Raw genomic sequence first — 23,605 nt, 5'->3', positions numbered from 1 at the left:
GTTCGGGGATTTAGTTGGGCCACCGGTCGAAGGGATGGGTGAGACGGGCGCCGGGCGGCAGGTCGCGGCGGACGTACCACTCGGTGCCGAAGACGAAGCGGTAGATGGGGCTGGGGACCTTCAGCATGACGGCGAGCGTGCGGTCGCTGTCGCCGCCGCTGGCCTGGGAGACGTGCGCGGCCATGGAGGCCCGCTTCTGTTTCGTATATTTCCGGACATTGACCCGGTGGGTGATCGCGTCGCCCGGCGAGTACGCGCTCTCGAACGTCCGTACGTCGAACTCCGGTGGGAACTTGTAGAACCTGCCCGCCACCTTCAGCAGCCGCACCAGCGGATCACGGTTGACCGTCGCCTCCAGGACGATCTCCGTTCCGGCGATCTTCGCCGCCCGTTTGCCCACCCGGTGCACCTGTACGTGATCGGGATGACCGTAACCGCCCGCCGGATCGTAGATCGCCAGCAGGTCGGCCTTCTCCTCCAGCAGGATCGCGGCCAGCGCCTGGGCCGCCTCCTCGCTGTCGGCGTCGATGAAGGCGTTGTCGGGCCGCTCGTCGGCGATGCCGCCCTTGGGGCTCAGCCCCGAGTCGCCATAGCCGAGGCACTCGACGCGGGCGCAGCCGAGCAGCGCGGCCGACTCGTACAACTCCTTGAGCCGGGTCTCGCCCAGCGCCTCGCCCGGCGCCATCTCGGCCAGGCCGCGCTCGCCCGCGGTGGCCACCACGAGCACCACGCGGTGCCCCTCGGCCGCGAGCATCGCCATGGTGCCGGCCGTCAGCAGGGCCTCGTCGTCGGGGTGGGCGTGGAAGAAGACAGCGGTACGTGGAGGCACAAGCCCAGATTAGTGTGGGAGGCGTGCGGATCTTTCACGTGAGTGACTGTTACCTGCCGCGACTCGGAGGGATCGAGGTTCAGGTCGCCGACCTCGTCCGGACGCAGCGAGAGGCCGGCCACGAGGTGTCCGTGGCCACGGCGACCAGGGGAGAGCCGCTGCCCGGGGTGCACAGGATCGTCGCGAAGATGCCGTTCGACCTGCCTGTGCACCCGTTCGGGGTGGGGCATCTCACACGCGGGATCACCTCGGTGCGGCCCGACGTCGTGCACGTTCACGCCGGGGCGGTTTCGCCGTTCGCCTGGATGGGCGTGCGGGCCGCCTTCCGCGCGGGGGTCCCGTGCGTGGTGACCGTGCACAGCATGTGGGATCCGCTCACCCGGGGGATGTACCGGCTGTTGCGGCTGGCGTTCGGCTGGCAGCGGTGGCGGCTGGTGGCCACCACGGTCAGCAACGCCGCCGCGGCCCCGATCAGGGCCGTGGCCGGGCCCGGCGTGCCGGTGCGGGTGGTCTCCAACGGCCTCGACCTGTCGGGCTGGGCCCCGCCGCCGCGGGAGCGGGTCCGTCCGCGGCGCGATGAGGTGCACATCGTGGCGGTGGGCAGGCTGGCCCCGCGCAAGCACCCCGTGCGCCTGCTGAAGCTGCTCCAGGCGGCCCGTGCCCGCGTGCCCGCCGGGATCCCCGTACGGGCCACGATCGTCGGCGACGGGCCCGCTCGGGGCCAGATGGAACGCTTCCTGCACCGGAACGGCATGGCCGGCTGGGTCTCCCTGCCCGGCCGTCACACGCGCGAGGAGATCGCCAAGGTGCTGGCCTCGGCCGACGTGTTCGTGGCGCCCGCGCCGCGCGAGTCGTTCGGCATCGCGGCGCTTGAGGCGCGGGCGGCCGGGCTGCCGGTGGTGGCCAGGGCGCAGAGCGGGGTCGCCGACTTCGTCAAGGACGGCACCGAGGGGCTGCTCGGGCGCACGCTCGGCGACCTGGCCAGGGCGGTGGCGCGCCTGTGCGTGGACGCCGGGTTGCGCGAGTCGATCGCCGCGCACAACCGCGCCACACTGCCGGCCGCCGGTTCGTGGCCCACCGTCCTTGAGGGGTTCGAGGGGGCGTACGAGCAGGCCATCCGTCTTCAGGGGCGGTGCAGGACCACATAGGGCGTCTCTCAGGGGCGGTGCAGGACCACGTAGGGCGTCTCTCAGGGGCGGTGCAGGACCACGTAGGGCGTCTCTCAGGGGCGGTGCAGGACCACGTAGCCGTCGCGGGAGAAGACCTGGGCGTAGCCCTGCCCCCGCAGCTCCGTCACCCTGGCGACCTGCTCCTCGGCGGACCCGAACGGGAACTCCCAGCGTGAGGTGTCGGCCACCACCCACGGCGCGCCGCGCGACTCGCGCTGCCACAGCAGAACGGTGGCCTTCGAGGTGAGCGCGGGCCCGAGCGAGTTGGCGGCCTCGACGGTCACCCCGGCGGGCACCCGGGCGACGGCCTCGGCCGCGGCGGCGGCCCTGTCCTGCCGGTAGAAATCGGGCTGGGACAGCCGGTCCAGCGCGAACCTGGGCACCAGCGTGATCGCGACCGCGAGCACCGCGACCGACCAGGTCAGCTTGAGCGCGGCGTCGTCCCTGCGCCTGAGCCGGCGCAGCAGCCTGGCCAGCCCGTCCACGCCCGCGCAGAAGAGGATCACCACGGTGAACGCGCTGTAGTGGAAGTCGGCCTGCCACCACTGCTCGCGGTCGGCCAGCATGCGTACCAGCACGTGCGGCAGCGCCATCAGCGACAGCGGCGAGAGCAGGCACAGCAGCAGCGTGGGCCAGGCCAGCAGGAACAGCGTGTCGATCTTGGCCTCCGCGCCGAACGGCAGCAGCACGGCGGCGATCGGGTCGCGCAGCATGGCCAGGATCGCCGAGGGCGCGTCGGGGCCGAGGTGCCCGTAGGCCCAGAAGTCCTTCGCCTCGCCGCCGAGTGCGGGGATCAGCAGGCCGCGTACGAGCACCACGCCCGCCAGGCCGTACACCATGGTCAGCACCCCGCGCAGCCGGTCGCCGAGCACGAGCAGGAACAGCCCGGCCCCGATCACCATCAGCCCCATGTCCTCCTTGACCAGCAGGAGCGCGAACAGCGCGAGGCCCGCGGGCAGGAGGCGCCTGGCGTAGTAACGCTCGATGGCGATGGCGGTGAGCAGCGGGACGAACATGACCTCGTGCGCGTCGAACGCCGCCGCCTGCGCGATCGGCCACGACAGCGCGTACGCCATGGAGACGAGGTAGGCGGGCACGACTCCCAGCACGCGCCCGGTGAACCGCCACAGGAACGGGATCGCCGCGGCGAACAGCAGCGCCTGCGCGACGATCAGCGTCGCGGGACCGTCGTGGATCCAGTACAGCGGCGCCAGCAGCGCGTAGATGGGCGAGAAGTGGTCGGCGAGCTGGAGGTAGTCCATGCCCCGCCCGTGGAAGACGCCCAAAACGGGCACGTGGGGAGGGCCGAAGCCGGCGTAGCCGCGCACGGCCTGGTCCACGATCACCAGGTCGAACGAGGTGGCCTGGTAGGTCCCCAGCCTGACCAGGCCGAGAATGGCGTAGGCCACCGCGGCGAGCAGCGCGATGGCGCCCACTCGCACGCGGTGGCCCGGTGTCCTTCGACGGGGAGCCGGCGATGTGGCGCTCGCCCCCGCTGGCGCCGTCACCTTCTCATCCGTCACGGACAGCAAGACTAGGACGAATCCCGTCTCGCATATGCCGCGACCGCCGCCTCCCTACTGTCCCCCACAGGAGGGTGCGACGGCCGCGGGCCGGTCAGCCGCAGGCCGCGACGGCCTTGGCCTGGATCTCGGGAAGCTTCGTCATAGCGGTCTGAGCACCGGACGGGTCGTCGGCCTTGATGCCCTCGAAGAGGGTCGCCATGTCGTTGATGGCGCTCGCGAGGTCTCCGTCGTACTTGCCCGCGAGGGTCTTGAGCTTGCCGGCCGTCTCCTGGCTCGCGGTCTCGATCGCCTTGACGTCGGTGCTGGCGCTGGAGAGCGAGGTGCTGAACTCGTTGGTGATCTTGGTGATCTCCGTGGTGGCTGTAGAGCAATCAACGGCCTGGCCGACCGCGCCACAGGCGGTGGTGAGGACGGCGAGAGTCAGCGTCGCGGCCGCAACGGCGAGGCGACGACGAGGGGGAGTCATTTCATGCCCTTCGTAGGTTTAGCGAACGAAAGGAACATTATGGGGGCCCGCTTGACCGTCGCTTGCACCCCACTAACACCACACGTATCAAGCGGGCGTAAAGCCATGCGGCGGGACCTGCACGATCTCCTCTTGTTCCGGCCCGGAAAGATCCGGGAGCCCAAGCTCGCGACGAGGGTGTGAATCTCGATGCCGCGCGGCTACGCAACAACCTCTTGACAGCCCCCTGAGGCCGCCCCACGATGTCGCATATAGAGCAACTCGGTGCGTAATACGCAACAAGGGGTGCCGATTTGACTACGACGTCGAGCTTGATCTCCACCCTTTCCGGTCGGGCTTACACCGACCCTGAGGTGTTCGCGGCGGAACAGGCCCAGATCTTCGAGAACCTCTGGTTCTGCGCGGTCAGGGCGGGGGACCTGCCCAAGCCGGGCGCGTTCAGGACCGTGCAGGTCGGACGCGAGAACGTGATCGTGGTACGCGGGCGCGACGACTGCTTACGCGCCTTCCTCAACGTCTGCAGGCACCGCGGCGCCCGCTTATGCCTGGAGGAGGCGGGCGAGGTCAAGAGGACGATCCGGTGCGCCTACCACGCCTGGTCCTACGACCTCGACGGCCGGCTGGCCGCCGCGCCCAACCTGGCCAAGATGCCCGACATCGACCGCGTCGAGTACGGCCTGGTCCCCGTTCACCTGCGCGAATGGCTCGGCTACGCGTGGGTGTGCCTGGCCGCCGAGCCGCCCTCGTTCGAGGAGCACGTGACGTACGCGGCCACCGAACGCCTCGGCGACCCGGCCGCCATCGACCGTTACCACGTGGAGGAGCTGGCACTCGGCCGCCGCGTCGTCTACGACGTCAAGGCGAACTGGAAGCTCATCGTCGAGAACTTCATGGAGTGCTACCACTGCGCCACCATCCACCCCGAGCTGACCGCGGTGCTGCCCGAGTTCGCCGGCGGCTTCGCGGCGCAGTACTACGTCGGGCACGGCGCCGAGTTCGCCGCGCGGGCCGAGGGCTTCACCGTGGACGGCAGCGCCGGGTTCGGCAGGCTGCCCGACGTGTCGCAGGAGCAGGACCGCCGCTACTACGCGATCACCATCAAGCCCCAGGTGTTCGTCAACCTGGTGCCGGACCACGTGATCCTGCACCGCATGTTCCCGCTGGCCGCCGACAGGACCGTGGTGGAGTGCGACTGGCTCTACCACCCCGACGTGATCGCCTCGGGCGCCGACGTTTCGCTGTCGGTCGAGCTGTTCCACCGGGTCAACGTGCAGGACTTCGACGCCTGTGAGCGGACGCAGCCGGGCATGTCGTCACGCGCGTACCGCGAGGGTGGGGTGCTCGTGCCGAGCGAGCACCACATCTCCCTGTTCCATCAGTGGGTGAACCAGCGCTTGCGCGCATAGCGTACGGTCAGGCCGCCGTATTTGGCCCTGCCCGTGATCACCACGTGCAGCACCCCCGGGCGGGGCCGGCTCGGCACGTTGGAGGTCGAGGCGTTCCCCCAGTCGCTGCGGAAGTCGTCCACGTTGGCCACCGCGCCGTCCGGCAGGATGATCTTCGCGGAACCGTAGGTGAGGTCCAGGTCGATCTCCACCTCCGGATGGGTGATCACGGCCTCGGACAGGTCCAGCTCGACGCTGCCGTACTTGGAGGAGACCCGCAGGCGGCGTGGCACCGCCCAGTCGCCGGAGCGCTTGAGCCCGCCGCTCTTCGTCTCCAGCTCCACCAGGTCGCTGACCTGCGACTGCTGCTGGGCCGGTAGATCGGTGATCAGGCCCAGCAGATCTCCGTAGGTCTTCGCGCTCAGCGCCAGCTCAAGGCGGTCTTCGAGCTCAATCTGGGTCAGGCGGCCCTCGGAGAACGCGAGCTGCAACTGCTGTGCGGTGCGCTCCCGGTCCTCGTCGGAGACCCTCATCTGCAATTCCGACATGTACCGAGCATAAGTTCAGGGCGGTCAGAACGGGAGACGTCTGCCAGAAGGGGTGCGTAGGTCGACGGGAGACAGGCGGCTGGCCGGACGGGGGCGGCGCACGAGCTGGACTCTCTTCACACCGTAGTAGGTACCCAACAGATTGCTATGAACTCATCAACGTTGGGTAGCGTGAAGTCTGATGTGGACCGAACCGTTCGTGCATCCGGCGCTCTTCTACCGGGGCGACGGGGAATACGTGGCTGCCACCACGGCTTTCGTCCGCGAAGGCCTGGCCGCCGGCGACCCCGTCGCGATCGCCGTGCCGGCCGCGAATCTCGCGCTGATCGAAGCCGCCCTGGGCACGGCCGCCGGCCGGGTGCTCCTGCTCGACATGCAGGAGGCCGGGCGCAATCCTGGCCGGATCATTCCCGGTGTGCTACGTGACTTCGCCGACCGGCACCCCGACCGGCACGTGCGGATCATCGGTGAGCCGATCTGGGCGGGGCGCACCGCGACGGAATATCCGGCCTGCGCCCAGCACGAGGCGCTGATCAACCTGGCGTTCACCGGCCGCAGGGTGACGATCCTGTGCCCGTACGACGTCGTGAGGCTGACCGCCGAGGCGGCCCGCACCCATCCCGTGCTGCGCGACGCGACGGGGGAGTGGCCCAGCGCCGACTACGCGCCCCACGGGGTCGTGGACGGGCACAACCGGCCGCTCGACGAGCCGGTCGCGTTCTCCTCGCTGCTCTTCGACCGTTCCAACCTGTCGGCCGTGCGCGGCATGGCCGCCAAGCAGGCCACGGCCCTGGGGTTCGACGGCGACCGGATCGACGACATCCGGCTGGCGGTGGCCGAGCTCGGGGCCAACAGCCTCGACCACGGCGGCGGCTCCGGCACGCTGCGGGTGTGGACCGAGGGCGACCGGCTGGTGTGCGAGGTGAGCGACGCGGGGCACATCACCGATCCGCTGGTGGGGCGCAGGCCGGTCGATCCGCGTGAGGCGGGCTCGCGCGGCCTGCTCATCGTCAACCTCCTCAGCGATCTCGTACGCGTCCACACCCGCGACGGCGCGACCGCGATCCGCGTCTACTTCGAGCTGCGCTAATTCCCGATTTCGCGCATGCTGGGATAGCGGGGGCCCCGCACCGCGTCCGCCGGTACGGCCTGCACCAGCGCCTCCAGCTGGCCGGGCGTCAGCGTGAGGCTCGCGGCGGCGGCGTTCTCCTCCAGGTACTTCAGCCGCTTGGTGCCCGGGATCGGCACGATGTCCTCGCCCTGGGCCAGCAGCCAGGCCAGGGACATCTGGGCGGCCGTCATCCCGGCCTCATCGGCGATCTTCCTGACCTGCTCCGCCAGAGCCCTGTTGTGCACGGCGTTCTCGCCGCTGCTGCGCGGCATGTGCCGGCGGAAGTCGTCGGCGGCCAGCTCGTCGGCGTCGGGCAGCGCGGCCGAGAGCAGGCCGCGGCTGATCGGCGAGTACGCCACCAGCCCCACCTCCAGCTCCCTGGCCGCGGGCAGGATCTCCGCCTCCAGGTCCCTGGTGAACAGCGAGTACTCGCTCTGCAGGGCCGCGATCGCATGCACCGAGGCCGCCTTGCGCAGCGTGTCCGCGCTCACCTCCGACAGGCCGAGGTGGCGTACCTTGCCCTGCCGTACCAGCTCGGCCATGGCCCCGACCGACTCCTCGACGGGGACGTCGGGGTTGCGGCGGTGCATGTAGTACAGGTCGATGTGGTCGACGCCGAGGCGCTTGAGCGAGGCGTCGCAGGCGGCCCTGATGTACTCCGGGCTGTTCTCGACCGTGCGGGTGCCGCCGTCGCGCCTGATGCCGAACTTGGTGGCCAGCACCGCCTCCTCACGCCTGCCCTTGAGTGCCCGGCCGACCAGCTCCTCGTTGGCGCCGCTGCCGTACATGTCGGCTGTGTCCAGAAAATTCATGCCAAGGTCTAGAGCGCGGTGAATGACGGTTATGGACTCTTTCTCGTCGCCCTGGCCGTAGAACTCCGACATGCCCATGCAGCCGAGGCCGAGCGCGGAGACCTCCAGGCCGTCCTTGCCGCCGAGCGTGCGCCGGTTCATAGCAGCGTTCTGGGACTGCATCCCTGCTCCCTGTAACTTTCGATCTTGTAATCCAGCACCGCCAGGTCCTGGCTGAGCTGGGCGATCCTGGACCGGACATGTTCCCGGTGCCGCTCCAGCAGTTCCCTGCGCTCGTCGGCGGTGTGCTCGCCCATGCGCCGCAACTCCGCGTACCGGCACATCTCGGCGATCGGCATGCCGGTCATGCGCAGCCTGGTGAGGAACTCCAGCCACTGGAGGTCCTGCTCGGCGTACTCGCGATGCCCGCTGCTGTTGCGGCCGACCGAGTGGATGAGCCCGATACGCTCGTAGTAGCGCAGCGTGTGAGCGCTCAGGCCGGACCGCTGCGCGGCCTCCTGGATCGTCATATGTCCAGGGTCGCCCTTGGAGTGCGCTCTAAGTCAAATGGGGGTGGAGTTCCCTACACCCACCCTGAGAGGGCTGGCCCTACCAAGGGTCACGTACCCGCAGGTCATCGGTCATCCCTCAGGGAAGATCAGACCAAGGTATTAGGGGATCCTTCAGGGCCGGTTCGGGTTTTTCTCCGATGTGCGCAAAGGCCGTATTGCCCGAGCTTAGAGGCATGAAGGGATTGCTTGTCAGTGGGTTCACGGCCATCGGCGCCGGAAGCGGTGCGATGCTCACGCTGCACGCGGGATCCGACCTCGACCCGTGGCACGCTGTCATCAGCGAGTACGCCTGGCAGGCGGCCGGCTGGCTGCTGCCCGCCTCGCTGACCTTGTTCGCCGTGGGTTCCGCGCTGATCGCCGAGGCGATGCGCCGGGCCGGGATGAGCCGCTGGATCGTCCTGCTGCTGCTGGCGTGGGGGGCGAGCATGTTCCTGATCGGCGCCTTCCCGACCGACCGGCCCGGCGTCCCGCTGTCGCTGTCCGGCGGCATCCACCGCTACGCCGCCTTCGCGGCTTTCGTGATGATGCCGGTGGCGGGGCTGCTGCTGGCCAAGGCGAACATCCGGTACGCCAAGGCGGTGCGGGTGCTCAGCACGGTCGCCCTGGGCGCGTTGCTGCTGGTCGTGATCCCGTACGTGGTGCGCATGTTCGGCATCCCGATGAGCAACGAGGACATCCCCGCGGGGCTGACCCAGCGGGTCGTGGTCGTCACCGAACTGGCGGTGCTGGCCCTGGCCGGCATGTCGATGCTGGCGCACTCCGTGCGGCGCGGCGTGGCCCCGGCCCTGGCCTGACCACTACCCCAGTCCTGGCCTGACCACTTCCCGGTCCTGGCCTGACCACTTCCCCGATCATGGAATGACCGCTTTCAGGAGTGAAATCCGCTGCTCTGGTAAGGGGAGAGTCCTCGATCTCTTGCTATGGGAGTGGTGGACATGACGATTCTGATCGCTTATGACGGGTCCGACGATTCCAAGGCCGCCATCGAGTTCGCGGGCAGGACCTTCCGTGGCGAGCACGCGGTCGTGCTGACGGTGTGGGAGCGGCTGGCGATGACCTCGGCCAGGACCTCGGCCGGGCTCATGGTGGCGCTCGACCAGTCCGGCGTCGAGGACGAGGCGATCGGGCAGGCGATGAGCGAACTGGCCCAGCGCGGGGCGGAACTGGCCCGCCAGGCGGGACTGGACGCGACCCCGCGCTGCGACGTGGACTCCGTGGCCGTCTGGTCGACGATCGTGGACGTGGCCGACGAACTGGACGTCCAGCTCATCGTGACCGGCACCCGGGGGCTGGGCGGGGTGCGCTCGCTCCTGCTCGGCAGCACATCGGACCGAGTCCTGCACCACGCCCACCGCCCGGTGCTGGTGGTCCCGGGCCCAAAGAGCACCTGACCCACCCGCCCACGGGGACGAGGCGCCCGGGCCTTTGAGCGACGGGAGAGGTTCATCTGGGCGTTGGTGCGGATTGTCGGTGGGGTCGGGCAGAGTGGGAGCCTCCTGAGGCTGGAGGGGAGGCGGGGGCGTTGCCCGAAGGGCTGGCGCGGCGGCTCGGCACCACCGACGCGGTGGTCGTCGGGCTGAGTGCGATGATCGGCGCGGGGGTGTTCGCCGTGTTCGCGCCCGCCGCCGCGGTCGCGGGCGACTGGCTGCTCGTCTCCCTCGCGCTGGCCGCTGCCGTCGCCTACTGCAACGCCACCTCCTCGGCCCGCCTGGCGGCCGTGCACCCGGAGTCGGGCGGCGCCTACGTGTACGGCAGGCGCAGGCTCGGCCCGCTCTGGGGCTACCTGGCGGGCTGGGGCTTCACGGTCGGCAAGACGGCCTCCTGCGCGGCCATGGCGCTCACGTTCGGCGCCTACGTCCTGCCGGGCCTCGAACGTCCACTGGCCGTCGGCGCGGTGGCCGCGCTGACCCTGCTCAACCTGTTCGGCGTCCAGCGCTCAGCCGGCGTGGCCCGGATCATCGTGGTCTTCGTGCTGGCCGTGCTCCTCGCCGTGATCGTGGCGGGCCTGGTCGGCGACGACAGCGTCACGTTCGGCTGGTTCAGCTACTCGCCCCTGCCCTACGATCCGTACGCCCCGGACATCTGGGGCATTCTGCAGGCCGGTGGGCTGCTGTTCTTCGCCTTCGCCGGTTACGCCAGGATCGCCACCCTCGGCGAGGAGGTGCGCGACCCCGCCCGCACCATCCCCAGGGCCATCCGCATCGCGCTGGGCATCACGCTGGTGGTGTACCTGCTGGTCGCGGTGGCCGCCCTGCGCACGCTGGGGCCCGTGTTACTGGCCACCCGGCCGGCGCCACTGTCCGAGCTGGTCAGGGAGGCGGGGTTCGGGTGGCTGGCGCCCGTGGTGGTGGCCGGGGCGGCGGTGGCGACGCTGGGCGCGCTGCTGGCGCTGCTGCTCGGCGTCTCGCGCACGGTGCTGGCCATGGCTCGCGAGCGCGACCTGCCGGGCGCGCTGGCCGCCGTGGACCCGGTACGGCAGACGCCCAGGCGGGCCGAGCTGGCGGTCGGCGGCGCGGTGATCGTGCTGCTGCTCGTGGCGGACCTGCGGGAGGCGATCGGGTTCTCCTCCTTCGGCGTGCTGGCCTACTACGCCATCGCCAACGCCGCCGCACTCAGACTCCACCGCGACGAGGGTGCACCGCCGCGCGCCGTCCCGGTGACCGGGCTGGCACTGTGCGTGGTCCTGGCCGCAACGCTGCCGGTGACGTCGGTGGTGGCCGGTCTGGCGGTGTTCGCGATCGGCCTGACCATTTACGCGGTACGCCGAAGACGCGCGGATCGGTGACACGCGGGCAAATGCCGAAGGCGCGCCGGTCGCTGACGTGCGGGCAGACGCCGAGACGCGTGCATCGGCGATGTGTGGGCAGACGCCCAAGATGCGCGGATCGGTGACGTGTGGGCAAGCGCTGCATATGCGCGGATCGGTGATACGCGGGTAAACGCCCAAGGTGGCCGGATCAATGACGTGCGGGCAAACGCCCAAGGCGGGCGGATTGGTGACGTGCCGGAAAATTGCGATGATCTGGTGCGGCGGTCGGGCGTAGCATGGGTGCATGACGACGTTCCTGGTGATGATGGCCCCCTAGGGGGTTCGCCGGCACGTTCATGCTGAGGCCCTGCTAGCCGGGGCCTCTCGTCGTGTCAGGGGCCCCTCGGGAGGCACCGATGTACATCACGACGACCATCCCCTACGTCAACGCCAGGCCCCACCTCGGTTTCGCCCTGGAGCTCGTCCAGGCCGACGTGCTGGCCAGGCACCATCGGCGCAGGGGTGAGCCTGTGCGGTTCCAGACGGGCACCGACGACAACTCGCTGAAGAATGTGCTGGCCGCCGAGGCGGAGGGCGTGCCGGTGCGGGAACTGGTGGACAGGAACGCGGCCGCGTTCGAGGGGCTGCGCGGGACGCTGGATCTGTCGTTCGACTCCTTCATCAGGACCAGCGCCCATCCGGGGCACCGCGCCGGGGTGGAGCGGATCTGGCGGGCCATCGCGCCCGACCTCTACCAGCGGCACTACGAAGGGCTCTACTGCGTGGGCTGCGAGCAGTTCTATCCGCAGGGGCCCTGTCCCGACGGGCATGAGGCGCCGCTGCAGCGGGTGTCGGAGCGGAACTGGTTCTTCCGGCTCTCCCACTACCAGGACACGCTGGCCGACCTGATCAGGGGCGGGCGGCTCAGAATTGAGCCCGCCGTGCGGCGCAACGAGGTGCTGGCGTTCATCGAGGCGGGACTCGACGACATCAGCGTCTCCCGCTCCGCCACCCGGGCGCGGGGGTGGGGGATTCCGGTGCCCGGCGATCCCGGGCAGGTGGTCTACGTCTGGTGGGACGCGCTGGCCAACTACATCACCGCGCTCGACGGCGACGGCGGCGTCGGCGTCGGCGTCGGTGCAGGCGGCCTTTCGGGCGGCACCTCTGGTGGTGACGGCTTCGGCGGTGTGGGCTTCGGTGGTGATGGCTCCGGTGGTGATGGCTCCGGTGGTGATGGCTTTGGCGGTGGCGACTATGAGCGCTGGTGGGTTCGGGAGTCGGCCAAGGTGCATCTCATGGGGAAGGGGGTGATCCGGTTTCATGCGGTGTACTGGCCGGCGATGTTGTTGTCCGCCGGGCTGCCGCTGCCTACGGCGATCTTCGTGCACGACTACCTGACGGCCGATGGTCGCAAGATCAGCAAGTCGTCCGGGAACACCGCCGATCCGGTGGCGCTGGTGGACGCGTACGGGGTCGATGCCGTGCGGTGGTGGCTGCTGCGGGAGGTGCCTCGTGTGGGCGACGCCGACTTCACCGAGGCCCGGCTGGTCGCCAGGGCAGACGAGGACCTCGCCAACGGCCTGGGGAACCTGGTCAACCGGGTCGTGACCATGGTCCATCGCTTTCTGGACGGCCACGTGCCACCGCCGGGGGAGCCGCCGGCCGAGGTGTCGCGGGCGGTGCACGAGGCGCTGGCGGAGTACGACTTCCGGCGGGCGGCGCAGGCGGTGTGGACGATCGTCGAGGACGCCAACAAGCACGTCGAGCGCACCCGGCCCTGGCAGCAGGCACGGCGCGAGCAGGAGGCGTCGCTGGGCACGCTGGTGCACGCGTGCCGGACGCTGGCCGTACAACTGGAGCCGTTTCTGCCGACGGCGGCGGCGCGGGTGGCGGCGGCGGTGTCCGGCGACCGGCTGCCCAGGCCCGAGCCGTTGTTTCCGCGGCGGGTCGTCCGGCGCTGAGCGAATTGCTCAGGCCGGGGAGCCGTGGGCCCAGCCCGCTGCCTGGCTGTCAGTAAAGGCGCTGGGCTGTGGGTGGAGGCGCTGGGCAGTGGGTGGAGGGGCTGGGCAGTGGGTGGAGGGGCTGGGCGGGCAGGGTGGGTGCGGTGTGCCTGTTGACGGGGGTCGTGGGAGAGCCTAGGTTGGCGGCCAAACCGACCAGCCGGTATGGAGGCGGGCATGCCCACAGTCGAGACCATTCGCGGCCCTGTGGACGTCGGAGACCTCGGGCAGACGCTGATGCACGAGCACATCTTCGTGGTCGCCACCGAGCACCTGGACAACTACGGCAGGGGCGCGTGGTGGGACGAGGAGCACCGGGTGGCGGACGCGGTGGTCAAGCTGAACGCGGCCGCGGCGAAGGGCGTGCGGACGATCGCCGACCCGACGGTGTGGGGGCTGGGCCGTTACATCCCCCGCATCCAGCGGATCGCCGAGCAGGTGCCCGGCCTGAACATCATCGCCGCCACCGGCATCTACGCCTTCGAGGAGATGCCGCACACCTACAACTTCCGCGGCCCGGGGCTGATCCTCGACGGCCCCGACCCGATGATCGACGATTTTGTGCGCGATCTCACTGTGGGCATCGCCGACACCGGGGTGAAGGCGGCCTTCCTCAAGTGCGCGGTGGAGGCCAAGGGCCTCACGCCCGGCGTCGAGCGCATCTGCCGATCCGTCGCGCAGGCGCATGTGCGTACGGGCGCGCCGATCACCGTGCACACGAACGCGTTCACGCAGAGCGGACTGATGGCGCTGGACCTGTTCGCCAAGGAGGGGGCCGATCTCGCGAAGGTGGTCATCGGGCACGCGGGAGACAGTAACGACCTCGACTACCTCATGCGGCTGGCCGACACCGGCGCGATACTCGGCATGGATCGATTCGGTCTCGACGCCTACAACTCGACCGCCCAGCGCGTGGCCACGATTGCGGCCCTCTGCCAGCGCGGATATGCCGATCGCATGGTGCTCAGCCACGACGCCGCCTGCTTTATGGACTATTTCGGCGGCGACTGGGATGAGACCCGCCGTACGCTCGCGCCGAACTGGCGCTACGATCACATTCACGACGACGTCTTGGCCGCACTGCTGGACTCGGGTGTGACCGATGACCAGATTGAGCAGATGCTGGTGTTCAACCCGAAGCGCTACTTCTCGTAAAGTGGGGTGGATCGGGAGAGCAACGCGGGTAGGTGGAGCTGGGTGACTTCGGAGCAGGCCTTGTCGATAAGCCTCGGGCTCCAGGGACCCTGCGTCATCGCGCGGCTGACGGGGGACTTCGATTTCGGCTCCGCGGCTGAGGTCCGCGACCGCGTAACCAAGGCCCTGGACCTGACTCAGCCCCCGATGCTCGTCATCGACATGCAGGCCGTGGCCGTGTGCGACTCCTCCGGCCTGTCGGTGCTCGTCTACCTGCACAAGGCCGTGACCGCCTCCGGCGGGCGGCTGCTGCTGTCGGGGCTCAACGGCCGATGCAAGCACCTTTTCGCGATCACCGCGCTGGACAAGTTCTTCGACATCCGCAGCACGGCCGAGCTCGCCATCGCAGAACTCAACGAAGCGGGGAGTTCGCCGCCGTTTACCGGGTAGTCCCCGTGCATGTCGGCCGAAGAGCCCGATCTGCTCGGCACGTACCTGGAACAGATCGGAAAGACCCCCTTGCTCTCCGCCGGGGACGAAGTGGACTTAGCCCGGCGGATCGAGGCAGGCCTGTACGCAGGCCATCTGATCGAGCGTGGTGAGGGCACGCCAGAACTTCAACTCGTCGCGCTCGATGGCAAGCGCGCCAAGGACCTGCTGATCAGGTCCAACCTCCGGCTCGTCGTCTCCGCCGCCAGGCGCTACTCCTTCCGGGGGCTGCCGCTGCTGGACATCATCCAGGAGGGCAACCTCGGACTGATCAGGGCGGTGGAGAAGTTCGACTACAGGCGCGGATACAAGTTCTCCACCTATGGGATGTGGTGGATCCGCCAGTCCATCGAGCGCGGGATCCACGACAAGAGCCGTACCGTCCGGCTGCCGATCCATGTCGCGGAGGAGCTGTCGCGGCTGATCAGGGTCGAGCGGCAGCTCGCCGCCGAGCTGGGCAGGGCGCCGTCGGACGCCGAGCTGGGCGAGATGGCCGAGCGGTCGCTCGGGCAGGTCGCGGCGTTGCGCCGGCTCGGGCAGGACATGGTCAGTTTGGACGTGCCGGTCGGGGAGCACGGCGAGGGCAAGATGGGCGACATGATCGCCGATGACGACGGACTGCAGGTGCAGGAGTTCACCGAGCGCCGCGCGATGAGCGCCGAGGTGCGTCAGGTGGTCACCATGCTGCCGCCGCGGGAGGCGTTCGTGATCAGGCTGCGGTACGGGTTGACCGGCGAGGAGGTCCAGACCTACACCGAGATCGCGGCGCACCTCGGGCTCACCAGGGAGCGCATCAGGCAACTGGAGCGGCAGGCGCTGCGCCGGCTCAGGAAAGGAGGGCCGCTCCTGGCCTGGGCATCCTGATCCGGAGGAAACGCCGCGGAAACCCGGCGCCCTGTTGCATGGTCTCCAGGACGGCCGGTCATGGGGACGCGCGCAGCGAGGCCGGGCGGTCTTGTGTCAGAGGGACCAGGCCGGCCGTCCGCCACGGGGGCGAAGACGTACGTGACAGGGGCCGGCCGGTGACGGCTCGGCCCCCGGGGGCTCACGCGGTGACGAGGAGCGCCACTCCGATCAGCACCACGACCGGGACGATCCACATCACGGCCTCGACGGCGAACTCCTTGTACATCGCGTAGGTCTCCTTCTGTTGCGGGCGCGGCAAAGGTCAATGCGCAGCATAGCCGCCCACGCCGACAACTCGATCCCGAGCCCTCAGACGGTGATCGCGCCGTCGGAGGCGGAGCCGACCGTGGCCCGGTACTTGGCCAGCACCCCGCGCTCGACCGGAAGCTCCGGCCGCCGCCACGCGGCCAGCCGCCCGGCCAGCTCCTCCTCGGGCACCAGCAGGTCGAGGGTGCCGGCCGCGCTGTCGATCACCACCGTGTCGCCGTCGCGGACCAGCGCGATCGGCCCGCCGTGGTACGCCTCCGGCGCCACGTGCCCGATCACCAGCCCGTGCGAGACCCCGCTGAACCGGCCGTCGGTGACCAGCGCCACGGAGTTGCCGAGCCCCCGGCCGACCAGGGGGCCGGTGATCGAGAGCATCTCGCGCATGCCGGGACCGCCCGCCGGGCCCTCGTACCGGACCACGATGACGTCCCCGGCCACGATCCGGCCCTCCTGGATGGCCACGTAGCAGTCGTTCTCGGAGTCGAACACCCTGGCGGGGCCCTCGTGGCGGAAGTCGTCCTTGCCGCCCAGCTTCAGCACGCAGCCGCCGGGCGCGAGCGAGCCGCGCAGGATGGCCAGCGCGCCGCGCCGCTTGAACGGCCGCTCCGCGCTCGCCACGACCTGCTGGTCCGGCGTCTCCCGCGCCTGCCCGGCCACCTCGGCCAGCGAACGTCCGTCCACCAGCGTGGCGTTCTCCCGCAGCAGCCCCGCCTCCAGCAGGCGGCGCACCACCAGCGAGGTGCCGCCGGCCCGCCACAGGTCCAGCGCCGTGGCGTCGCCGCCGCTCGGCTTGAGCCCCGTGATGATCGGGACCTGGCGGCAGACCTCGCCGATCCGGTCGATCTCCAGCGGCAGCCCGGCCTCGCGGGCGATGGCCAGCAGGTGCAGCACGGCGTTGGTCGAGCCGCCCATGGCCGCCACCGACACGATCGCGTTGTGCAGGGCGTCCTCGGTGAGCACGCGCGAGGGGCGGGCGTCGCGGGCCAGCGCCTCCATCGCGATCTCGCCGATCCGCCGGGCCGCGGCGTTCTTCTCCTGCGCCACGGCCGGGATGTCGCCGATGCCGAACGGCGCCAGGCCGAGGAATTCGGCGACGGCGCCCATGGTGTTGGCGGTGTACTGGGCGGCGCAGGTGCCGGCGCCGGGGCAGGCGTGCCTGGCCAGGTCGTCCAGATCGTCCTGGTCCATCCGGCCGACCGCGCGCTCGCCGAGCGCCTCCCACATGTCCTGGATCGTCACGTCCCGCCCGCGCCAGCGGCCCGGCATCATGCTGCCGCTGTACAGGACCACCGACGGCACGTCCAGCCTGGCCAGCGCCATGATCCCGGCCGGCACGGTCTTGTCGCAGCCCACGATCGCCACCAGCGCGTCGAACTCGTGCGCGCGGCCCATGAGCTCGATGGAGTCGGCGATCACCTCCCGGCTGACCAGCGAGGTGCGCATGCCGGGCGTGTGCATGGTGAGGTTGTCGGAGACCGCGATGGTGTTGAACTCCATCGGCAGTCCGCCCGCGGCCCGTACCCCCTCGGCGACCTGGGCGGCCAGCTCGCGGTGGTTCAGGTTGCAGGGCATGGTGCCGGTCCAGGTGGAGGCTATGCCGACCACGGGGCGGCGCATCTCCTCCTCCGACATGCCCATGGCGTACAGGTGGCTCCGGGCCGGTGCGCGGTCGGGATCGTCGGCGATGCTCAAGGAAATACCTCCGATGTACGGGTTTCGGCACCTCAATGATCCTGTGCCCGGTCCGGCAGGTGCTCCCCGGCCCCCTCACTGGTCGCGCAGGCCCCACGGCGAGCCGTACTCGACCAGCAGGTCCAGGAACGGCCGCGGCTCGAACGCCTCGGGCCCAAGCACGCCCGTGCCCTTCCACACCCCGCCGGCCAGCAGTTCCAGGGCGATCACCGGGTTGACGGCGGTCTGCCAGACGACGGCCTGGGAGCCGTACTCACGCATCGACCACTGGTTGTCCACCACGTGGTAGAGGTACACCTCGCGCGCCCGCCCGTCCTTGACGCCCTTCACCCACGTGCCGGCGCAGGTCTTGCCGTGCATGCGGTCACCCAGCCCGGCCGGGTCGGGCAGCACGGCGGCGACCACGTCGCGCGGGGAGACGCGGGCGGTGCCCCGGTCGGTCCTGACCGAGACCGGTTCGGTGCGGTCCACGCCGAGCGCGTGCAGGGTCTTGAGGGTGCCGATGAACTCCTCGCCCAGGCCGTACTTGAACGTCACCCGCCGCGCCCTGATCCACCTGGGCACCAGCACGACCTCCTCGTGCTCGACGTTCACGCACTCCACGGGGCCGATCCCGTCGGGGAAGTCGAAGACCTCCGGCTCGCTGAACGGCTCGGTGGTGTACCAGCCGCGCTCCCTCTCGTAGATGAGCGGCGGGTTGAGGCACTCCTCGATCGTGGTCCAGATGGAGAAGGAGGGCGCGAAGTCGTAGCCGTCCACGGTGAGGTTGCCGCCGTCCCTGATGCCGATCTCCTCGATCTCGTCGAAGAGCTCGTCGGCGGCATAACGGGCGAAGACGTCGGCCAGGCCGGGCTCGACGCCCATGCCGACCAGCGCCAGCCTGCCCCGCGCGGCCCACGTCCCGTCCTCGGCGAACTGCTCGTCGCCCAGTTTGACCCCGACCTCCTCGTACGGGCGCTCCGGGTGTGGCCTGGACATCGACATGGCCATGTCGAGATAGTCGACGCCGGCCTCCAGGGCGGCGTTGAACAGCGGCAGCACGAAACGCGGGTCGGTGGCGTTGAGCAGCACGTCACAGCGGTGCTCGGCCAGCAGGCCGGTGACCGCCCCGCTGTCGGCGGCGTCGATCATGGCCGGGGTGAACCGGTCGTCCAGGGTGGCGACGGCCGACTCGGCGCGGGGCAGGTCGCAGTCGGCGACCACCATGTGGTCGAGGAACGGGCGGCGGGCGGCGATGCGGGTGATGGCGGTTCCCACGCCGCCTGCTCCCACAAGAAGAACTCGCATGACGATCAATCCCCTTTGGCGGCTTTCGGCCATCCAACGTCCGTATGCTGGTCAACGTCAATGGCGTTGGCATAAGGAGTGCGGCGGTGGCCAAGCGCGTGGTGCCGGAGTCGGCGCGCCGGCGGCGGCGTCCGACCAAGCGGGGGCAGGTGCTGACGCACGCGCTGATCGTCGAGACCGCGCTGCGCATGTTGCACGAGCACGGGGCCGCCGGGTTGTCCGCCCGCCGTCTCGGCCTCGCGCTGGGTGCCGACGCCAGCACCGTCTACCGCTACTTCAGCGGCATGGACGACCTGATCCTGGCCATCGCCGACGAGTTGTTCGGCCACGCGATGGCCTCCTTCCTGCCCACCGGCGACTGGCGGGCCGACCTGCGCGAGCTCGGCCTGCGCATCCACCACGCCTACCTGGCGCACCCGCAGGCCGCCGTGCTGACCGCCAGCCGGGTCACCGGCCGGCCGAACGAGGTGGCGGGCGACGAGACGATCCTCGGCGTGTTGCGCGGGGCCGGGTTCGCCGACGTGGACGCGGTACGGATCTACCACGCCTTCATCGATCAGAGCCTGGCCTTCGCCATCCTCGACGCCGCCACGCTGGCCCTGCCGAAGGCGGCGCGGGAGGCCGATGAGGAGGTGTGGCGCGAGACCTACGCCCGGCTGCCGGCCGGCACCCATCCCAACATCGCCGCCACCGCGCCGCTGCTGGTGGCCAGGATGAACGACAGCGCGTACCCGACCGCCCTGGACATGCTGCTCTCCAGCGCGGCGGCCCAGCTCACGGGGTAGCCCGGCCTGCCGTCCTTCGGCGCGGCGGCCCTTGGCGCGGGGTAGGCCCTCATGTGTGCCAGAAGGTCATTTGATTCACCGCCACGCCCGCGAGCAGCACGCCGCCCTGGCCGGTCACGTCCTGCGCGCCGCCGGCCCGCAGGGGCGTTTCGACGCCCGGCCCTACGACGGACGGCTGCTGCGCTCGGTCGAGGCGGTGGGCAAACACCTGCTCTACCACTTCGACGACGCTCCCGCCGTCCACGTGCACCTGGGCATGCGGGGGATCTTCCTGCGCCACGACGACCCGGACACGCCGCCCCGGGGCGGGACCCGGCTGCGGCTGGCCACGGACGAGGCGGCCTACGACCTCATCGCCCCCATCCGGTGCGAGGGGCTCTCCGCGCCGGACGTCGCCGCGCTGCGCGCCTCACTGGGTCCCGACCCGCTGCGCTCCGACGCCTCCGCCCATGATGCGGTACGGCGGCTGACGGCCTTTCGCGGGGCCGTGGGCGCCGCCGTGCTCGACCAGAAGGTGTGGGCGGGCATCGGCAACGCCTGGCGTGCCGAGCTGCTGTTCCTGGTCGGCCTGCATCCCGGGGCCCGTGACGTGGACGCCTCGGTGGCCGGGCGGTTGTGGGAGGCGGCGGGCACGTACATGGCCTTGGGGCGCGACGCCGGGCAGGTGGTCAGCGACCCGGCCGCGCCCGACGAACGCTGGGTCTACAAGCGCGAGCGCTGCCGCCGCTGCGGCGCGGCCGTACGGACCTGGCAGCTGGCCTCCAGAACGGCGTACGCCTGCCCACTTGACCAGCCCGGGTAGCCTGGACAGTGACATGGCAACCACGATCAGTAATCCTCTGCTGGACATCCGCCGCATCTACGTGGAGCCCGCCGCCGCCGAGTTGCCGCGCGGCCGGGAGATCCTGGCCCGCTTCCCCGGAGCTGAGCTCGTCGAGGTCGAGAGCCACCATCGCATCTCCGAGCTGTACGGCGACGAGGCCAACGTGGCCCGCTGGGTGCGCATCAAGACCGAGGCCCTCGTGCTCGGGGTCAAGAAGTCGCTGACCGCCCGGCCCAACGGCCGCTCGGCCGACTTCATCGCGCCCTCCACGGCCAATGGCTGCGCGATGGCCTGCGCCTACTGCTACGTGCCGCGCCGCAAGGGCTACGGCAACCCGATCACGGTCTTCGCCAACATCGACAAGATCCTCGGGTACGTCGAGCGCCACGCGGGCCGGCAGGGCGTGAAGCCGGAGCCCGACCAGATCGACCCGCACGCCTGGGTCTACGACATCGGGGAGAACTCCGACTGCTCGCTCGACGCCACCGTGTCGGACAACGTGCGGGACCTGGTGGAGTTGTTCGGCCGGTTGCCCAACGCCAAGGCCAGCTTCGCCACCAAGTACGTCAACCGCGACCTGCTCGCCTGGGAGCCCAAGGGCCGCACCCGGGTGCGCTTCAGCCTCATGCCGGTGGCCGACTCCAAACTCCTCGACATCCGCACCTCGCCGATCGCAGCCAGGCTGGAGGCCATCAACGACTTCGTGGCCGCCGGGTACGAGGTGCACGTCAACTTCAGCCCTGTGGTCGTACGCGATGGGTGGCTTGAGGACTGGGCCGAACTGCTCGGCCACCTCGACGACGCCCTGAGCCCCGAGGCGCGCCGGCAACTCGCCGCCGAGGTGATCTTCCTGACCCACAACGACCGGCTGCACGAGGTCAACCTGGGGTGGCATCCGAAGGCGGAAGAGGTGTTGTGGCGGCCGGAGCTGCAGCAGGCCAAGCGATCGGAGACGGGCGGCTGGAACGTCCGCTACCGCAACGGCCGCAAGGGCCGCTACGTGGCGGCTCTGACCGACCTGATCGCCGATCGCCTCCCTTACTGCCGAATCCGGTACGCCTTCTAACGGTTGCGGGCCAGGCGTTTGTTGAGTGAGGCAAGGGAGTCGTCGGCCATGAGCAGCGGGAGACCAGGGGCGTCCGCGTCGATCTGGCGGAGCACGACTGGGTGAGCGCCCTGGTGGCGGGTCCAGGCGCGGGCGACCTCGGGCATGGCCGCGATCGCCTCGTCCGAGAGGATCGCCTCCCTCGGCAGCCACTGGGTCAGGAACTGCGAGACCCTGGCCGGGCTCCACCACAGTGGCCGGTCACCCACGAACTCTGCCAGCTTCCCGAACGCCTCCTTCGCCCCGGGAAGATCGGGCAACTCGCCGACCTCGGCCAACGAAATGCTTGCGGGCCCGGTGTGGGAAGCACCGGCGGGCTCTTGACCGGACACGGAGCGGGCGTCGGCAGGCTCCTGACCGGACGTGGAGCGGGCGCGGGTGATCGCGAACGCCCGCACGGCGGGCAGCGTGTCGGCCACCTGCGCGCCCATCACCCGGTCGGTCAGCTCAACGGCGTCCAGGATGCGATGCGCGACCGTCACGGGATCGTCCGGCCGAAGATCCAGCCCATCGAGGAACTTCGCCTCCTCGACGAGCGCGTCCACGGCCAGGCCGCCGCTCGGCTGATCAATGCCGACGACCAGGACGTGAGGTTCCTTCCCGTTCTCATAACGGAAGGAGAGCGCCGCCAGAACCTGCTCGCCATAAGGATCGCCCTTACCGGCCCAGGCCCCGTCGCACCTGACCTGGCCCATCCGCCGCACCCACCCGGGCAGGCTCTCAACCACTCCGTCCCCGGCCATCGCATATGCATGAGCCGCGTCGTCTGCCAGCACGTCGTTTGCCGGAAAGCCGTCCCAGTCCGTGTCGTCGGAGCCCCTGCGTTCGTCGGCCTGTTCAGCCCGCGCACCGGTGGGACGATTGACCGCCGCGAGGGCCGCCAAGGCGAGGCGCGCCTCCTGACCGCCATCCTCTTCCGCCCACCTCAAGAACGCCTTGATCTGCCCGGACGCCTCCAGATCGGCGCCGAGCCGGGCCGCCCAGAGCTCCGTACGCAGCGGAGAGCGCCATCTGAGCAGGTCGCGGGCCTGAGTGATCGCCGTGTCGAACGCAGTCTTGCTCACCCTTGAACCGTATCGCCAGGGCGCACCGGCAGAGCGTACGGAAGGATCGATCGCCAGGGCGTGGGCCGTTCCACGCACCCCGGCCTCTCGTCAACGAGCCGGTTGACTCCGGACCGCGCGGAATTGTCCGGTATTGGTCAGAGCCCGGATCTGGCCCGTTCACCTGCCGAGGATGAAGCTCTGGTCAGCGAACAACGACGCCATCGCCTGGCCGATGCGGGAGGTGAAGCACACCGGCCAGCATCGTCCCCAGTCGGACCAGCAGAAGGGCTACACATCATGCCTGATGTCGGCCAGGCGTTCGCTTTCGGCAACGTGCTCCCAACGCAGGCCGGGGTGGCATGGAGTTCGGAACGCCATGAATCCAGCGTCATAGACAAGTGGCAGGAGCTTCCCGGGGCGAAGCTCGATTGGCATCTCGGCCCCGGCTACTCGCTGCAAGGCGGCCTGATCGTGGCCACCTTCACCGCCGAGGTTCTGATCAGTCGACCGGTGAGCGGCGGCAACGCCGCGGGGTTGCTCGACATCACCTTCGGTGGGCAGCAACCTCACCCGCAGAGCGACAATCATCGCTATGCCACCGCCATGAGCGCTGAGGAATGGGGAAGCGTCACCACCATCCGCACCATGCACTTCCCCTTCGACGCCGCCCTTGTGCGTGACTCCAGTCTCCAGGTCATCTTCAAGCTGGCCGCGGGAAGCAACTTCGGCTTCCAGAACTGGCTGCTCAAGCTGGAGGCATACCCCGTCAGCCGGTGATTCCGGCGGGCGGCCGTGACAGGCCGCGGAGATGAACAAGGCGCGCCGTGCGTGGGTCGTCGGCAGGACGGCTCGGCTTGGTGGTGTCCCGAGTGGGCGCCGGGCAAGCCTTGAACTGGCTGCCCGGCGCCTCTCGTGTGGACCAGTG

At 70.0% G+C, this 23,605-nt stretch carries 23 protein-coding genes; 14 read left to right on the top strand and 9 right to left on the bottom strand.

Translation table 11 applies throughout. The features are described 5' to 3' along the window. Nucleotides 1-10: 10 nt before the first annotated feature. A complete protein-coding gene (locus AB0I81_RS18055) occupies nucleotides 11-829 on the bottom strand; it encodes a PIG-L family deacetylase (protein WP_360657670.1) in 819 nt (272 codons plus the stop codon). A 38-nt stretch (nucleotides 830-867) separates the two neighbouring features. Between AB0I81_RS18055 and AB0I81_RS18050 the strand changes: the two genes are divergently transcribed. Next, complete coding sequence (locus AB0I81_RS18050; protein ID WP_360657667.1) at nucleotides 868-1,977, top strand: glycosyltransferase family 4 protein; 1,110 nt, start codon at nucleotides 868-870, stop codon at nucleotides 1,975-1,977. Between the two features lie 74 nt (nucleotides 1,978-2,051). Here AB0I81_RS18050 and AB0I81_RS18045 read toward each other — a convergent pair whose 3' ends face one another. Next, the gene (locus AB0I81_RS18045; RefSeq protein WP_360657664.1) at nucleotides 2,052-3,440 is read right to left on the bottom strand and encodes a DUF2079 domain-containing protein; all 1,389 of its coding nucleotides are present in this window, start codon (nucleotides 3,438-3,440) and stop codon (nucleotides 2,052-2,054) included. A gap of 175 nt (nucleotides 3,441-3,615) precedes the next feature. Next, nucleotides 3,616-3,990: a hypothetical protein gene (locus AB0I81_RS18040; RefSeq protein ID WP_360657661.1), complete on the bottom strand. Its 375-nt coding sequence runs from the start codon at nucleotides 3,988-3,990 to the stop codon at nucleotides 3,616-3,618. 311 nt (nucleotides 3,991-4,301) lie between these two features. Between AB0I81_RS18040 and AB0I81_RS18035 the strand changes: the two genes are divergently transcribed. Continuing rightward, nucleotides 4,302-5,396, top strand: a complete 1,095-nt coding sequence (locus AB0I81_RS18035; RefSeq protein ID WP_360657658.1) for an aromatic ring-hydroxylating dioxygenase subunit alpha — start codon at nucleotides 4,302-4,304, stop codon at nucleotides 5,394-5,396. Here AB0I81_RS18035 and AB0I81_RS18030 read toward each other — a convergent pair. Further along, nucleotides 5,366-5,923 (bottom strand): DUF1707 domain-containing protein, encoded by a 558-nt coding sequence (locus AB0I81_RS18030; RefSeq protein ID WP_360657656.1) that lies wholly within the window; start codon nucleotides 5,921-5,923, stop codon nucleotides 5,366-5,368. The two genes, AB0I81_RS18035 and AB0I81_RS18030, sit on opposite strands and share 31 nt — an antisense overlap. 181 nt (nucleotides 5,924-6,104) lie before the next feature. On the opposite strand from AB0I81_RS18030, the gene AB0I81_RS18025 reads away from it, so the two are divergent. Continuing rightward, on the top strand, nucleotides 6,105-7,013 hold the full coding sequence (locus AB0I81_RS18025; protein ID WP_360657653.1) for a sensor histidine kinase: 909 nt from the start codon (nucleotides 6,105-6,107) through the stop codon (nucleotides 7,011-7,013). Here AB0I81_RS18025 and AB0I81_RS18020 read toward each other — a convergent pair. Both AB0I81_RS18020 and AB0I81_RS18015 read right to left on the bottom strand, forming a co-directional pair. Further along, nucleotides 7,010-8,008, bottom strand: a complete 999-nt coding sequence (locus tag AB0I81_RS18020) for an aldo/keto reductase (protein WP_360657650.1) — start codon at nucleotides 8,006-8,008, stop codon at nucleotides 7,010-7,012. The genes AB0I81_RS18025 and AB0I81_RS18020 overlap by 4 nt on opposite strands. Further along, nucleotides 7,984-8,355, bottom strand: a complete 372-nt coding sequence (locus AB0I81_RS18015; protein WP_360657647.1) for a MerR family transcriptional regulator — start codon at nucleotides 8,353-8,355, stop codon at nucleotides 7,984-7,986. The genes AB0I81_RS18020 and AB0I81_RS18015 overlap by 25 nt, the downstream gene beginning before the upstream one ends. A gap of 215 nt (nucleotides 8,356-8,570) precedes the next feature. Here AB0I81_RS18015 and AB0I81_RS18010 point away from each other — a divergent pair, with 215 nt between their 5' ends. The 7 genes from AB0I81_RS18010 (at nucleotide 8,571) to AB0I81_RS17980 (ending at nucleotide 15,633) form a co-directional block, all read left to right on the top strand. Further along, the gene (locus AB0I81_RS18010) at nucleotides 8,571-9,191 is read left to right on the top strand and encodes a DUF998 domain-containing protein (RefSeq protein ID WP_360657645.1); all 621 of its coding nucleotides are present in this window, start codon (nucleotides 8,571-8,573) and stop codon (nucleotides 9,189-9,191) included. Nucleotides 9,192-9,332: 141 nt separating this feature from the next. Then, nucleotides 9,333-9,788, top strand: coding sequence for a universal stress protein (locus AB0I81_RS18005; RefSeq protein WP_360657643.1), 456 nt, complete (start codon nucleotides 9,333-9,335; stop codon nucleotides 9,786-9,788). 131 nt (nucleotides 9,789-9,919) lie between these two features. Further along, complete coding sequence (locus AB0I81_RS18000) at nucleotides 9,920-11,182, top strand: APC family permease (RefSeq protein WP_360657640.1); 1,263 nt, start codon at nucleotides 9,920-9,922, stop codon at nucleotides 11,180-11,182. A gap of 380 nt (nucleotides 11,183-11,562) precedes the next feature. Continuing rightward, on the top strand, nucleotides 11,563-13,107 hold the full coding sequence (locus AB0I81_RS17995; RefSeq protein WP_360657637.1) for a methionine--tRNA ligase: 1,545 nt from the start codon (nucleotides 11,563-11,565) through the stop codon (nucleotides 13,105-13,107). 216 nt (nucleotides 13,108-13,323) lie between these two features. Beyond that, nucleotides 13,324-14,301, top strand: a complete 978-nt coding sequence (locus tag AB0I81_RS17990; protein WP_360657634.1) for a phosphotriesterase-related protein — start codon at nucleotides 13,324-13,326, stop codon at nucleotides 14,299-14,301. A 42-nt stretch (nucleotides 14,302-14,343) separates the two neighbouring features. Beyond that, nucleotides 14,344-14,730, top strand: coding sequence for an STAS domain-containing protein (locus tag AB0I81_RS17985; RefSeq protein ID WP_360657631.1), 387 nt, complete (start codon nucleotides 14,344-14,346; stop codon nucleotides 14,728-14,730). Nucleotides 14,731-14,739: 9 nt separating this feature from the next. Further along, nucleotides 14,740-15,633, top strand: a complete 894-nt coding sequence (locus AB0I81_RS17980) for a sigma-70 family RNA polymerase sigma factor (RefSeq protein ID WP_360657629.1) — start codon at nucleotides 14,740-14,742, stop codon at nucleotides 15,631-15,633. A gap of 351 nt (nucleotides 15,634-15,984) precedes the next feature. Here the strand turns inward: AB0I81_RS17980 and ilvD are convergent, their stop codons facing one another. Further along, entirely contained in the window at nucleotides 15,985-17,634 is a 1,650-nt protein-coding gene (gene ilvD / locus AB0I81_RS17975; protein WP_360657626.1) for a dihydroxy-acid dehydratase, read from the bottom strand. A 75-nt stretch (nucleotides 17,635-17,709) separates the two neighbouring features. Further along, nucleotides 17,710-18,921: a saccharopine dehydrogenase C-terminal domain-containing protein gene (locus AB0I81_RS17970; RefSeq protein ID WP_360657623.1), complete on the bottom strand. Its 1,212-nt coding sequence runs from the start codon at nucleotides 18,919-18,921 to the stop codon at nucleotides 17,710-17,712. Nucleotides 18,922-19,007: 86 nt separating this feature from the next. Between AB0I81_RS17970 and AB0I81_RS17965 the strand changes: the two genes are divergently transcribed. From AB0I81_RS17965 to AB0I81_RS17955, 3 genes are all read left to right on the top strand, one after another. Further along, the gene (locus AB0I81_RS17965; protein WP_360657620.1) at nucleotides 19,008-19,706 is read left to right on the top strand and encodes a TetR/AcrR family transcriptional regulator; all 699 of its coding nucleotides are present in this window, start codon (nucleotides 19,008-19,010) and stop codon (nucleotides 19,704-19,706) included. A gap of 70 nt (nucleotides 19,707-19,776) precedes the next feature. Further along, complete coding sequence (locus AB0I81_RS17960; protein WP_360657617.1) at nucleotides 19,777-20,508, top strand: DNA-formamidopyrimidine glycosylase family protein; 732 nt, start codon at nucleotides 19,777-19,779, stop codon at nucleotides 20,506-20,508. Between the two features lie 13 nt (nucleotides 20,509-20,521). Beyond that, nucleotides 20,522-21,595 (top strand): spore photoproduct lyase family protein, encoded by a 1,074-nt coding sequence (locus AB0I81_RS17955; RefSeq protein WP_360657614.1) that lies wholly within the window; start codon nucleotides 20,522-20,524, stop codon nucleotides 21,593-21,595. On the opposite strand, the gene AB0I81_RS17950 is transcribed toward AB0I81_RS17955, so the two are convergent. Next, nucleotides 21,592-22,698 carry a hypothetical protein gene (locus AB0I81_RS17950; RefSeq protein WP_360657611.1) on the bottom strand — a complete coding sequence of 369 codons (1,107 nt, stop codon included), beginning with the start codon at nucleotides 22,696-22,698 and terminating at the stop codon, nucleotides 21,592-21,594. The two genes, AB0I81_RS17955 and AB0I81_RS17950, sit on opposite strands and share 4 nt — an antisense overlap. 60 nt (nucleotides 22,699-22,758) lie before the next feature. On the opposite strand from AB0I81_RS17950, the gene AB0I81_RS17945 reads away from it, so the two are divergent. Next, nucleotides 22,759-23,457 (top strand): hypothetical protein, encoded by a 699-nt coding sequence (locus AB0I81_RS17945; protein WP_360657608.1) that lies wholly within the window; start codon nucleotides 22,759-22,761, stop codon nucleotides 23,455-23,457. Nucleotides 23,458-23,605 lie beyond the last annotated feature (148 nt).

This window comes from Nonomuraea sp. NPDC050404, from assembly GCF_040655495.1.
GTDB lineage: Bacteria > Actinomycetota > Actinomycetes > Streptosporangiales > Streptosporangiaceae > Nonomuraea.
Note: the sequence above shows the minus strand (reverse complement) of the source record. Positions and strands in the feature narration are given on the sequence as shown.